Below are 12,942 nucleotides of genomic sequence, written 5' to 3' on the forward strand. Positions count from 1 at the left end.
TGAAGTCGCAACCCCCGCAGGCACCGCTGTGTGAAGTCTGTGTGAAGTGCGCGGCGCAGCGGCTTCATACGGCCTTCGGATCGGCCGGAGAGCATCGGCGCCTCATCACGAAAAAACCCGGAAAAGAGGGGAGAAACCCATGCTTCAACTGTTGAAGGCCCTGCAGGCGTCGGTGCTGGTCAAGGTGGCCGGCCTGTTCTTCCTGCTGCTGGTGCTGTGCATTCCGCTGGCACGGACCGACGACCTGAACCGCGCCCGCGGCGAAAGCCAGCAGGAGGCCGCGCGCGAGCTCGCCGAGTCTTATGCCGGGCCGCAGGCCATGGTCGGCCCGCTGCTGCTGGTGCCGTACGTGGAGCGCTGGATGGAGCCGCTGCGCGACGCGCAGGGCAAGGTGATCGGGCAGGCCCCGCAGAGCAAGGAGATGGTGCACGCCGTGTTCCCCGACAAGCTGCACATCGAGGGCGACATGGCGCCGCAGGAGCGCTACCGCGGCATCTTCCGCATTCCGTTCTACACGCTCACGGCCGCGCTCGGCGGCGGCTTCGCGGGCTTCGACCCGCAGGCCGTGCCGCACAGCGAAAGCGGTTCGTCGATCGAGTTCCGCCCGCCGTTCGTCGCCTTCCACGTGAGCGACCTGCGCGGCCTCGACGGCTCGCCCGCGCTCACCGTCAACGGCGAGGCGCTGCGCTTTCGCCAGCGCGTGCCCGGCCTGCCCGACAACGCCACGTACGCCGACGGCATCCACGCGCCGCTCACGGGCGCCGCGCTCGCCGCCTGGCAGACGGGCAAGCCGCTGGCCTTCGACATGAAGCTCTCGCTGGTGGGCCAGGACACGCTCTCGATGGTGCCGATCGCCGAGGAAACCACCGCGCACCTGCGTTCGCCGTGGGCGCACCCCAGCTTCGGCGGTCGCTTCCTGGCCACGCAGCGCGAGGTGACGCCGCAGGGCTTCGACGCACACTGGCGCGTGTCCTCGCTCGTGACCACGGCGCGCGAGCAGGTGCGCGCCGGCCTGTGGGGCGGTGAAGGCGATGCCGCGCAGAACGCCGCGGCGGCCGTCGTGCGCACGGCGCCCTCGGCGTCGATGTCGCGCCATGCCTCGGGCCCGCTGCAGACCTTCGACGTGTCGCTCGCACAGCCCGTCAACGTGTATTCGATGAGCACGCGGGCCGGCAAGTACGGCGCGCTCTTCATCGGCCTGGTGCTGATGGCGGCCTTCATGTTCGAGCTGTTCCGCAAGCTGCGCCTGCACCCGGTGCAGTACGGGCTGGTGGGCCTGTCGATCGCGCTGTTCTTCCTGTTGCTGCTCGCGCTGTCGGAGAAGTTCGCCTTCTGGATGGCCTACGCGGGCGCGGCCGGTGCCAGCGTGGCGCTGCTGGCCGTGTACTTCAGCGCGGTGCTCGAAGGCTGGCGCCGCGGCCTGTCATTCGCCGCCTTCGTGGCGCTGCTGTACGGCGCGCTCTACGGCCTGCTGGCCTCGGAAAGCAATGCGCTGCTGCTGGGCGCGCTGCTGATCTTCGGCATGCTGGCCGCGCTGATGCTCGTGACGCGCAAGGTCGACTGGTATGCGCTGTCGCGCCGCAGCGACCCCGTCCCGTCCACCCCGGCAGCCACGGTGGACGCATGAGGCTGCTGCGCGCCATCCCCGGCGTGCTCGGCTGGCTGCTGCTGGCCGTGCTGTGCGCCTGGGCCTGGCACCTGAAGGACCCGCACTTGCGCTTCCTGCGCGAGGAGGAGCTGCCGCTGCTGCTCGCCGCGCTGTGCGCCGCCGCCGCGATCGCCTGGCGCAGCGCGCGCGGCGCGCGCCGTGTCGTGGCGCTGGCTCTGACGGTGGGCGCGACGCTGACGGCGCTGGGCCACGAACTGGCCTCGCGCCAGCACCGGCTGGAAGTGAGCGCGGCTTCGGGCCCGGTGGCGCAGGCACTGGGTGCGCGCTTCATCGTCGGCTACGACGACGCGAACGACCTGCGCGAGCTGGCCCGCCGGGGCCTGATCGGCGGCATCTTCGTCACCGGCCGCAATGTGAAGGGCCGCAGCGCCGACACCCTGCGCGCCGAAATCGCCAGCCTGCAGGCGCTGCGGCTGGCGGCCGGCCTGCCGCCGCTGGTGGTGGCGACCGACCAGGAGGGCGGCGGCGTCTCGCGCCTGTCGCCGATGGTGCCCCGCCAGCCGGCACTCGCCAGCTTGCTGGAGGCCGACGTGCCCGCACACGAACTGTTGCAACGTGCCCGCGCCTACGGCGCGCAGCAGGGCGGGGCGCTCGCCGCGCTGGGCATCACGCTGAACTTCAGCCCGGTGGTCGACCTGCGCCCCGGCCGCGCCCCGGGCCGCTGGGACCTGCACACCCGCATCGAGGAACGCGCCATTTCCAGCGACCCCGACGTCACCGCGCAGGTGGCGCTCGCTTACGAGCAAGGCCTTGAATCGGCTGGCGTGCGCGGCACGCTCAAGCACTTTCCCGGCCTGGCCGGCGTGACCGAGGACACGCACCACATGGGTGCCGAACTGCGCACGCCCGTGGCCCGGCTGGCCGCGCACGACTGGAAGCCGTTTCAAGACGTGTCGAAACATTCGGATGCCGCGATCATGCTCGGCCATGTCATCCTCGGGGAACTCGACGCGGACGCGCCGGTCTCTTTCTCACGCAAAATCGTGCGGCAGGTGATTCGAGGCGAATGGGGCTTTCAGGGCCTGCTCGTCACCGACGACCTCACGATGGGCGGGGCCTACAACCGAGGTCTTTGCAACGCCACGCTGGGCGCACTCGACGCCGGGGTGGACCTGCTGCTCATCGCCTACGACCACGACAAGTATTTCGATGCCATGCACTGCGCGCTGGAAGGCGTGCGGCGCGGCGCGCTCGATCCCCGGGTGACGGAACGCCCGCGCGCGCCACGGCTCCAACCTCTTCGCTAGCCCCCATCCCATGTCCCAAGAACCTCGCCCTTCCCAACCCGCCGGTGCGCTGCGCCAGCTCCCGTGGAAACGCATCGCCGGCTGGAGCGCCATCGCGGCCGGTGCCGGCGCCGTTGCACTGCTGGGCGCCGCCATCGTGGGGGTGGTCGCCATCTACCCGAAGCTGCCCGACATTTCCGAGCTGGCCGACTACCGGCCCAAGCTGCCGCTGCGGGTGTACACGGCCGAGGGTTCGCTGATCGGCGAATTCGGCGAGGAGCGTCGCAACCTCACGCCCTTCGCAAACATTCCGAAGGTCATGAAAGACGCCGTGCTGGCCGTGGAAGACGCGCGCTTCTACGACCACGGCGGCGTGGACTACAAGGGCTTCGCGCGCGCGGCCGTGGCCAGCTTCAAGGGCGGGCGCAAGCAGGGCGCCTCGACCATCACGATGCAGGTGGCGCGCAACGTCTACCTGAGCTCGGAGCGCACGCTCAGCCGCAAGGCCTCGGAGATCGTGCTGGCCTTCCGGCTCGAGCAGCAGCTGAGCAAGGACCAGATCCTGGAGATCTACCTGAACCAGATCTACCTGGGCAACCGCGCCTACGGCTTCGCCGCCGCCTCCGAGGCCTACTTCGGCAAGCCGCTGCAGCAGGTGACCATCGCCGAGGCCGCCATGCTGGCCGGCCTGCCGAAGGCGCCCGGCGCCAACAACCCCGTGGCCAACCCGCGCCGCGCGCGGGCGCGCCAGCTCTACGTGATCGACCGCATGCACGAGACCGGCTTCATCACCGCCGAACAGGCGGCCGAAGCCAAGAAGGAAGAACTGCACCTGCGCGACGCCGCCGACCCGAACCGCCTGCACGCCGAGTACGTGGCCGAGACCGTGCGCCAGATGATGTACGCGCAGTACGGCGACAGCATCTACACCAGCGGCATGAAGGTCTACACCTCGCTGGTGGCGGCCGACCAGGCCGCGGCGTACAAGTCGCTGCGCAAGGGCATCATGGATTACGAGCGCCGTCAGGTGTACCGCGGCCCCGAGAAGTTCGTCGACCTGCCGGCCAGCGGCCAGAAGGAAATCGACGAGGCGGTGGACGAAGCCCTGGCCGAGCACCCCGACAACGGCGACGTGATCTCGGCCGTGGTGCTGGAAGCCAGCGCCAAGGAAGTGACCGCGGTGCGCGCCAACGGCGAAGCCTTCGAGATCTCGGGCGAGGGCCTCAAGCCCGCGCAGTCCGGCCTGGCCGCGAAGGCGCCGCCCAACATCAAGATCCGCCGCGGCGCCGTGATCCGCGTCGCGAAGACGCCCAAGAACACCTGGGAAATCACGCAGCTGCCCGAAGTGGAGGGCGCCTTCATCGGCATGGACCCGCGCACGGGCGCCATCACGGCGCTGGTCGGCGGCTTCGACTTCGGCAAGAACAAGTTCAACCACGTGTCGCAGGCCTGGCGCCAGCCGGGCTCGAGCTTCAAGCCCTTCATCTACTCGGCCGCGCTCGAAAAGGGCTTCACGCCCGCCACCGTGGTGAACGACGCACCGCTGGTGTTCGACGCCGCCGCCAACGGCGGCCAGCCCTGGGACCCGAAGAACTTCGACGGCGGCTTCGAAGGCCCGATGCCGCTGCGCAACGCGCTCATGAAGTCGAAGAACCTGGTCACGCTGCGCGTGCTGCAGTCGATCGGCGCGCCCTACGCGCAAGACTGGGTCACCAAGTTCGGCTTCGACAAGGACAAGCACCCGGCCAACCTGCCGATGGGCCTGGGCGCCGGCTCGGTCACGCCGATGCAGATGGCCGTGGGCTATTCGGTGTTCGCCAACGGCGGCTACCGCGTGAACCCGTACCTCGTGACCCGCGTGACCGACCTCAAGGACAAGGTGCTGATGGAAACCGAGCCCCCGGTGCTCGACGAAAGCCGCCGCGCCATTCCCGCGCGCAACGCCTTCATCATGGAATCGCTGCTGCAGAGCGTGGTCAAGGGCGGCTCCGGCTTCAAGGCCTACCAGGCGCTCAAGCGCGACGACCTGTACGGCAAGACCGGCACCACCAACGACTCCTTCGACACCTGGTTCGCGGGCTTCCAGCCCACGCGCGTGGGCATCGCCTGGGTCGGCTACGACACGCCGCGCCAGCTCGGCGTGCGCGGCGAGACCGGCGGCAGCCTGAGCCTGCCGATCTGGATCGGCTACATGCAGTCAGCGCTGCGCGGCGTGCCCGTGACCCTGCCGGCCGAACCGCCCGGCGTGGTGAGCATCGACGGCGAGTGGTACTTCGACGACTTCACGCCGGGCCACAACGTGGCGAGCCTGGGCCTGGAAAGCGCCGAGCAGCCGATCCAACCGGTGGAGGTGCTGACGGGCGCGCCGGTCGGTGCGCCGCCACCGCCCGAGGAACGCAACCGCATTCTTGATTTCTTCCGCTAGCCAGCGGCGAGATCACCCAAAGACGCGGGGGACGCGCGGTGCCTACACTCGGTGCCGCGGCCCCCGCTTCTTTTTTGTCTCTTCTCTTTTCTCCCCTTTTCTCGCATCCATGGAAATCCTCACCCTGGTGGCCCTGATCGCCGCCGGCTTCTACATCCTCAAGTCCAAGGAACAGCGCCAGCGCATCGCGCTGCTCGGTCGCCATCTGGGCCGCTACCAGATCGAGAAGCTGATGGAGAGCCTGACCCAGGGCTACCTGCGCTGCCTCGGCGAAGACGACGCCGAGCGCCGCCAGCAGATCTGGCACCTGCTCGACGCCACCGAGGAAAAGCTCGCGGGCCAGTTCGAGACCTTCGCCGCCGAGCTGGCGCGCGAACCCGAAGCCGACACGCGCGTGAGCCGCCTGCCCGTGGCCTTGCCGTTCGCCACCACGCTGTTCCCCTCCGCGAGCTTCGACCTGCGCGAAGCACTGCGCATTCATGCGCGCGGCATCGCGGGCGTGGCGAAAAATGCGGCGGGCCGCTCGCCGAAATCGAAGGCCTTCACGATGTCGGCCGAGCTGTTCCTGATGCAGCACACCTGCCACTGGTTCTGCAAGTCGAAGGCCGTGGCCTCGGCACGCATGCTGGCGCGGCACCAGACTTCGTACGAGCAGTTGCTCGACGCCGTGAGCCCCGAGACGCGCGAGGCCTACCGCGCGCTCGTGGGTCAGTGATGGGTTGACAGCAGCGGCAGCGTGAGCGTCGCCACGGCGCCGCCGCGCGTCGCATTGCCCAGGTCGATGCGGCCCCGGTGCAGCGTCGCGATTTCCTTCACGAACGCCAGGCCGAGCCCCGTGCTCTTCTTCTGGCTGTGCGGCCGGGCGAGCGAATAGAACTTCTCGAAGACTTTTTCCTGCGCGTAGTCCGGAATGCCCGGGCCGTGGTCGCGCACGTTGATGCGCGCCAGGCGCGAGGTGGTTTCCAGCGTCAGCAGCACCTCGCTGTCGGGCGGTGAAAAGTCGAGCGCGTTGTCGAGCAGGTTGCTGATCGCGCGGCGCAGCAGGAACGGATCGCCCTCGACGCGCGCGGGCTCGCGAATGTTCACGATCAACTGAATGCCGCGCCGGCCCGCGGCGGGTTGCGCGCTGGCGGCAATGTCTTCGATCAGCGGGCCCAGCGCCACGGGTTCGGTGCGGTCGAGGGTGCGCCGCGTCTCGAGCGCGGTGAGCTCCATCATGCGGTCGACGATTTCCTGGATGCGCTGGGTTTCGCGTTCGATGTTCTTCAGGAAACGCTCGCGCTGGTCGTGCGGCATCTGCGGTTCCTGCAGCAGCTCGGCCGCGCCGCGGATGGCCGAGAGCGGGCTCTTCACTTCGTGCGTGAAGGTCTGCACGTAGTCGGCCACGTAGTTGCGCCCGGTGAGCGCATCGCGCATTTCGCCGAAGCCGGTGCGCACCGCATCGACCGCGCGCCGCGCCATGCGCGACAGGCTCAGGCTGCGCTGCGCGCGCACCCAGGTCCAGTAGTCGCGGATCAGGCCGAAGGGCCGCACCAGCCAGACCGAGACGATCACGGTGAGCAGCAGCAGCGCCAGCGCCGAACCCACGCCGACCCAGATGGTGCGCACGCGCGCGTCCTCGACGAACTGGCCGAAGCTCTGCACCGGCTTGCCGACGCTGACCACGCCGACGATCTCGTCGTTCCAGCGGATCGGCGCGCCGACGTACATCACCGAGGTGCGCGGGTCGCCGTCGACGTCGCGCGAGGTGCGCGCGCCATACAGGCCGCCGAGCGTGCGTTTCACGTCGCTCCACTGCGAATAGTCGTTGCCCAGGTGGCGGCCGAGCGAATCGAACATCACGCGGCCGGTGCGGTCGGTGACGTACACGCGCAGCTCGACCCGGCTCTTGTGCAGGTTGTAGATCTGGGCCGAAAACTCGCGCGTGTAGACGCTGCGAAAGAGCGGCTCCAGCCGCGCGGTGTTGATGGCGCCGGCGATCACGTCCTGCTCGACCAGGCTGGCCATGAGCTGCGAGGTTTCGACCAGCGATTCCTCGGCCGACTCGCGGTAGCGCGGGTCGATGTCGGAAACGACGCGGTACAGCAGGAAGGCGATGCCCGCCGTGTAGATCAGCAGGATGCCGATAAAAATTCGCGTGCGCCGCGTCATTCCCTGCTGGCGGGCAGATCTTCGTGCAGCGCGTAGCCGGTGCCGCGCAGCGTGCGGATCGGCTCCACCTCCGGCGCGATGGTCTTGAGCTTGGCACGCAGCGTCTTGATGTGCGCGTCGACCGTGCGGTCGAAGCTGTCGCTGGCGTCGTCCCAGACCAGTTCGAGCAGTTCGTCGCGCGTGAACACGCGCCCCGGGCGCTGGACCATGAGTTTCAGCAGGCCGTATTCGTAGCGCGAGAGTTCCAGCAGCCGTCCGTAATACCGGATCTGCATGCGCTCGCTGTCGAGCGCAAAGGGGGTTGCAGGGGTCTGTGGCGCCGCTGGAGGCGGCGCCGGCGCGTTTTGATGGGGTACCCCATGAATCGGCGCTGCGGCCGCTGGTGGGCTTCCTGGGCCGTTTCTGGCGCTGCGCCGCAGGATGGTCCGCACGCGGGCGACCAGCTCGCGGGGTGAAAACGGCTTGGCAATGTAGTCGTCCGCACCCAGTTCGAGGCCCACCACGCGGTCTATTTCGTCGCTGCGGGCCGTCAAAAACACCATCGGTACCTCCGGGCCGCCCATCGACTGGTTCAGCGCCTGGAGGCGTTTGAAGAGCTCGAAGCCGTTCAGGTCGGGCAATCCGATGTCCAGGATCGCGAGCGCGGGGCGCTCCTGCGCGAACTGCGCGATGGCTTCTTCGGCCGTGGCGCACCAGACCGGCTGGAAACCGTCGCTGCTCAAAACGTACTGGAGCGTGTCGGCGATGCCCGATTCGTCTTCGGCAATCAGGATCCGGGGTTTGAAGCTCATCCGGCGATGTTAGCGAGGGCCACGGACCACCCGTGCCCGGTTTTCCGTCCGAGGCGCCGGCGACCGGCGCGGCCTTTCGCGGCCTTTTTTTTCGGGCGCGGCTTTTCCTCTTCCTGTCTTCTTATTCTTCTTATTCAAATTAGTAGTAGTAGATAAGGGTCGCACCGGTCTGTGGAAAGGTCGCTTTTTCCTTGACGTGACAACGACTTGTCATGCCCGCGTCACTGTGCGCACCCGCGCTTCCGTGGTGTACCCGCAACTTGGACAACATGGGGTAACCCGCCGGCCCTGTGGATAACCGATGGCTTGTGCAAAAACTCTCCCCAGAGTTGTCCTTTGACAGCCTTCGCCAATTCTGCGAAGACGGTTTTCGGGTCGAGAAATTCATTGCCTGTTAATTGAGCAGGTTGTAGATTTCCATTGAAAATCAACAACTTGCAACGCCCCTACAGAGCAGTGCCGGGGTTATCCACAGAGTTGCCCCAGTTTTGTGGGGAGAACGCGTGGAGGAACCTTCGGGCGCCACGCGGACCCAATCCACTCCTTCACATGACGAAAAAACTCGAACATGACACCTTCTGAAACAAAAGCGATCGTCACCCTGAGCCTGCTGGCGGCCTTCGTCGACGGCGAAAAGCACGAACGCGAGCGCGCCGAGATCAAGCGCATCGCCGAGGGCCTGTCGCAGGCCGACGGCGTGAACCTGCCGACGATCTACCAGGACGTGCTGATGAAGCGGGTGTCGCTGGCCTCGGTGGCCGGCGAGCTGAAAAGCGCTGAGTCGCGTCAGCTGGCGTACGAGATGGCGGTGTGCATGTGCGACGCCGACGGCGTGCAGTCGGAGCCGGAGCGGCTCTTCCTGATGGACGTGCGCAGCTCGCTCGGCCTGGACGCCTCGGCGGCGCAGTTCTCGCAGCGGGCGGAAGACATTGCCGCCGCGGTGCCGGCGGCTGTGGCGGTAACGGCTGCAACTGCGGCGACCCCCGCGGCGCCGCAGGCGCCCGACAGCACCGAGCTGGACCGCGCGATCCTCAACGCCGCCATCCTCAACGGCGCGCTCGAGCTGCTGCCCGAGACGCTGTCGACCATGGCGATCATTCCGCTGCAGATGAAGCTGGTCTACCGCATCGGGCAGGCGCACGGCTATCAGCTGGACACCGGCCACATCAAGGATTTCCTGGCCACCGTGGGCGTGGGCCTGACCTCGCAGTACCTGGAGCAGGCCGGGCGCAAGCTGCTCGGCGGCCTGCTGGGCAAGGTCGGCGGCGGTTTGCTGGGCGGTCTCGGCAAGCAGGCCGTGAGTTCGGGCATGAGCTTCGCGTCGACCTATGCGCTGGGCCACGTGGCCAAGCGCTACTACGCGGGCGGGCGCACGCTCTCCACGCAGATGCTGAAGGACGCGTTCTCCAACGTGGTGAAGGAAGGGCAGGGCCTGCAGACGCAGTACCTGCCGGCGATCAAGGAACGCGCGCGCACCCTCGACACGAGCCAGGTGTTGTCGCTGGTCAAGAACGCCTGATCACAGGCTCGCCCCCAGGCTTCGCGCACTTCGTGTCGCTTCTCCAACCCCCTACCGGGGGCAACACCTGAGGCCCGGCAAAGCCGGTTCCTCGGTGTTCCACGAAGGGACCGCCGGCTAGACCTGGCTCAGGTCGTCGAGGATGGGGCAATCCGGCCGCGCATCGCCGTGGCAGCAATGCACGAGGTGCGCGAGCGTGCTGCGCATCGACTGCATGTCGGCGATGCGCTGTTCCAGTTCACCGAGGTGCTTCTGGGCGATGCGCTTGACGCTCGAGCTGGCGCGGCGGCGGTTGTGCCACAGGCCGACCAGTTCGGCGATTTCTTCCATCGAGAACCCGAGATCGCGCGAGCGCTTGATGAAGCGCAGCGTGTGGATGTCGGCGTCGTTGTACTGTCGGTAGCCGCTCTCGGTGCGCGCCACCGCGGGCAGCAGGCCCAGGCCTTCGTAATGGCGCACCATGCGCGCCGACACGCCCGACAGCCGCGCGGCCTCGCCGATGGCCACCTGGCGGCCGTGGGCCGTGGTCGCCGTCATCATTGAACGGTGTAGCCGGCGTTCTCGATCGCGACCACGATGTCCTGGCGCGGCTGCTGGCTCAACACGTCCACATGACCGGTTTCGAGATCGACCGTGACCTGCGCGTGCGGGTCGACCGTCTGCACCGCGTCCTGCACCGCCTCCACGCAGTGGTTGCAGCTCATGCCGGAGACCTGGAATTTCTGGCTCATCGTCGTTGCTCCTTGTCGGAATGAATGAAGGGTGGAAGGATTGAACACCCGAATCGGGGACAACGCCAGTTTCAACCCTCTCACGATGTCAACGTCCAGCCAAGGGCTTTGAAGCCACCGCGCTTGACCTTGCCATGGTGTCAGGCTTTAGCCTCGGGACCATGGAACACATTCAGCCTCAACCTTCCGCGGCCGCCGCCACGCTGGACCTCTCGGTCGGCGGCATGACCTGCGCCTCGTGCGTGATGCGCGTGGAGCGCGCGCTCAAGAACGTGCCCGGCGTGCAGAACGTGAGCGTCAACCTCGCGACCGAGTCGGCCCGCATCGTGGCCACCGGCGGCGAGGACATGGCCCTGCTGCTGCGCCGCGCCGTGCGCGCCGCCGGCTACGAGCCGCGCGCCGAAAGCACCGCGCAGGACGAGGCCGCCGCGCTGTCGCCCTGGCACGGCTTCATGCCCGTGGCCATCGGCCTGGCGCTGTCGATCCCGCTGATGGCGCCGATGCTCGGCGACCTGGTCGGCCAGAGTTGGATGCTGCCGCCCTGGGTGCAGCTGCTGCTCGCGACGCCGGTGCAGTTCTGGCTTGGCGCGCGTTTCTACCGCGCGGGCTGGCACGCGGCCAGGGCCCGCACCGGCAACATGGACCTGCTGGTGGCGCTGGGCACCAGCGCGGCCTTCGGCCTGTCGCTGTGGCTGTGGTGGCGCGCCGCCACCGGCGAGCATGCGGGGCACGGCATGGTGCCGCACCTGTACTTCGAAGCCTCGGCGGTGGTGATCACGCTGGTGCTGCTGGGCAAGTGGCTCGAGGCGCGCGCCAAGCGCCAGGCCACCTCGGCGATCCGCGCGCTGCAGCAGCTGCGGCCCGAAGTGGCGCACCTGATCAACGCACGCGGCAAGGAAAGCGACGTGCCTCTGGCCGAGGTGATGGTCGGCGACCGCCTCGCCGTGCGCCCCGGCGAACGCGTGCCGGCCGATGCGCGCGTGCTCGAAGGGCAGTCCGAGGTCGACGAATCGATGCTCACGGGCGAACCGCTGCCCGTGGCCAAGAACCCCGGCGACAACTTGACCGGCGGCGCGGTGAACGGCGACGGCCGCATGGTGATCGAGGTGCGCGCGGTCGGCGCCGAGAGCGTGCTGGCGCGCATCATCCGGTTGGTCGAGGACGCGCAGGCCGCGAAGGCGCCGATCCAGCGCATGGTCGACCAGGTGGCGGCCGTGTTCGTGCCGGTGGTGCTGGTGATCGCGCTCGTCACCTTCGCGGGCTGGATGGTCGCGGGCGCCGGCGTCGAGACCGCGCTGATCCATGCGGTGGCGGTGCTGGTCATTGCCTGTCCCTGTGCGCTGGGCCTGGCGACGCCGGTGGCGGTGATGGCGGGCACGGGCGTGGCCGCGAAGCACGGCATCCTCATCAAGGACGCACGGGCTTTGGAAATTGCACACCGCGTCGACACCGTGGCTTTCGACAAGACCGGCACGCTGACGGTGGGCCGCCCCGTGCTCACGGCGCTGCTGCCCGCGGCCGGTGCGCTGGCGAAGGAGAACGACCTGCTCGCCACGGCCGCCAGCTTGCAAGGCGGCAGCGAGCATCCGCTGGCACGCGCTGTGTTGTCTGCCGCTGCCGAACGCGGCGTGCAGGCGCCGCCGCTCGGTGCGATGCAGGCGATGCCGGGGCGGGGCGTGCGCGGCGAAGTGAACGGCGCGACCTGGGCCATCGCCAGCCTGCGCTGGTGCCGCGAACTCGACGCGATGCCGGCCGAGGCCGACATCGAGCGCCTGCAGTCGCAGGGCGCCACGGTCTCCGCGCTGCTGCGCTTCGACGATGCCGGTTCCGCGCATGTGCAGGCGCTGCTGGCCTTCGCCGACGAGCCGAAGCCGCAAGCTGCCGAAGCGATCCGCACCTTGCGTGCGCGCGGCCTTCGCGTGGTGATGATCTCGGGCGACAACCTGCGCGCGGCGCAGGCGATGGCGGCCCGCCTGGGCATTCCGGCCGAGGATGTGCGCGCCGACGTGCTGCCGGCCGACAAGGCCGAACAGGTGAGCGTGCTGCGCAAGAACGGCCATGTGGTCGCGATGGTCGGCGACGGTGCGAACGACGCGCCCGCGCTCGCCGCGGCCGATGTGGGCATCGCGATGGCGCCGTCGGGCGGCGGCACCGACGTGGCGATGGAAGCGGCCGGCATCACGCTGATGCGCGGCGACCTCGCGCTCGTGGCCGAAGCGCTCGAGCTCTCAGGCCGCACGGTGGCGAAGATCCGGCAGAACCTGTTCTGGGCCTTCGCCTACAACGTGGCCGGCATCCCGCTCGCGGCCTTCGGCTTGCTGAGCCCGGTGGTGGCCGGCGCGGCCATGGCACTGTCGAGCGTGAGCGTGATGGCCAATGCGCTGTTGCTGCGGCGCTGGAAGCCCAAGCACCCACAACACCACTGACCGA

10 protein-coding genes are annotated in these 12,942 nt (G+C 68.5%); 6 read left to right on the forward strand and 4 right to left on the reverse strand.

From position 1 onward, the window contains the following. The first annotated feature begins 139 nt into the window (after positions 1-139). The 4 genes from creD to AC07O4_RS09525 all read left to right on the forward strand — a co-directional run bounded on the left by creD (position 140) and on the right by AC07O4_RS09525 (position 6,035). Positions 140-1,627: a cell envelope integrity protein CreD gene (creD, locus tag AC07O4_RS09510; RefSeq protein ID WP_495304369.1), complete on the forward strand. Its 1,488-nt coding sequence runs from the start codon at positions 140-142 to the stop codon at positions 1,625-1,627. Beyond that, positions 1,624-2,916 (forward strand): glycoside hydrolase family 3 N-terminal domain-containing protein, encoded by a 1,293-nt coding sequence (locus AC07O4_RS09515; RefSeq protein WP_495304370.1) that lies wholly within the window; start codon positions 1,624-1,626, stop codon positions 2,914-2,916. The genes creD and AC07O4_RS09515 overlap by 4 nt, the downstream gene beginning before the upstream one ends. A gap of 10 nt (positions 2,917-2,926) precedes the next feature. Continuing rightward, the gene (locus AC07O4_RS09520) at positions 2,927-5,320 is read left to right on the forward strand and encodes a penicillin-binding protein 1A (protein ID WP_062473814.1); all 2,394 of its coding nucleotides are present in this window, start codon (positions 2,927-2,929) and stop codon (positions 5,318-5,320) included. A 109-nt stretch (positions 5,321-5,429) separates the two neighbouring features. Beyond that, entirely contained in the window at positions 5,430-6,035 is a 606-nt protein-coding gene (locus tag AC07O4_RS09525; RefSeq protein ID WP_062473812.1) for a hypothetical protein, read from the forward strand. Here AC07O4_RS09525 and creC read toward each other — a convergent pair. Together creC and creB are read right to left on the reverse strand one after the other, a co-directional pair. Then, on the reverse strand, positions 6,029-7,471 hold the full coding sequence (gene creC / locus AC07O4_RS09530) for a two-component system sensor histidine kinase CreC (RefSeq protein WP_495304371.1): 1,443 nt from the start codon (positions 7,469-7,471) through the stop codon (positions 6,029-6,031). The genes AC07O4_RS09525 and creC overlap by 7 nt on opposite strands. Further along, positions 7,468-8,262: a two-component system response regulator CreB gene (gene creB, locus AC07O4_RS09535; protein WP_495304372.1), complete on the reverse strand. Its 795-nt coding sequence runs from the start codon at positions 8,260-8,262 to the stop codon at positions 7,468-7,470. The genes creC and creB overlap by 4 nt, the downstream gene beginning before the upstream one ends. A 568-nt stretch (positions 8,263-8,830) precedes the next feature. Between creB and AC07O4_RS09540 the strand changes: the two genes are divergently transcribed. Beyond that, positions 8,831-9,781: a YcjF family protein gene (locus tag AC07O4_RS09540; protein ID WP_495304373.1), complete on the forward strand. Its 951-nt coding sequence runs from the start codon at positions 8,831-8,833 to the stop codon at positions 9,779-9,781. A gap of 117 nt (positions 9,782-9,898) precedes the next feature. Here the strand turns inward: AC07O4_RS09540 and cueR are convergent, their stop codons facing one another. Beyond that, positions 9,899-10,318 (reverse strand): Cu(I)-responsive transcriptional regulator, encoded by a 420-nt coding sequence (gene cueR / locus AC07O4_RS09545; RefSeq protein WP_095948420.1) that lies wholly within the window; start codon positions 10,316-10,318, stop codon positions 9,899-9,901. After that, the gene (locus AC07O4_RS09550) at positions 10,318-10,512 is read right to left on the reverse strand and encodes a heavy-metal-associated domain-containing protein (RefSeq protein WP_062473802.1); all 195 of its coding nucleotides are present in this window, start codon (positions 10,510-10,512) and stop codon (positions 10,318-10,320) included. The genes cueR and AC07O4_RS09550 overlap by 1 nt, the downstream gene beginning before the upstream one ends. Positions 10,513-10,673: 161 nt before the next feature. Here AC07O4_RS09550 and AC07O4_RS09555 point away from each other — a divergent pair, with 161 nt between their 5' ends. After that, positions 10,674-12,938, forward strand: a complete 2,265-nt coding sequence (locus AC07O4_RS09555) for a heavy metal translocating P-type ATPase (RefSeq protein WP_495304374.1) — start codon at positions 10,674-10,676, stop codon at positions 12,936-12,938. Positions 12,939-12,942 lie beyond the last annotated feature (4 nt).

It is taken from the genome of Variovorax sp. GW821-FHT09D04, assembly GCF_059416405.1.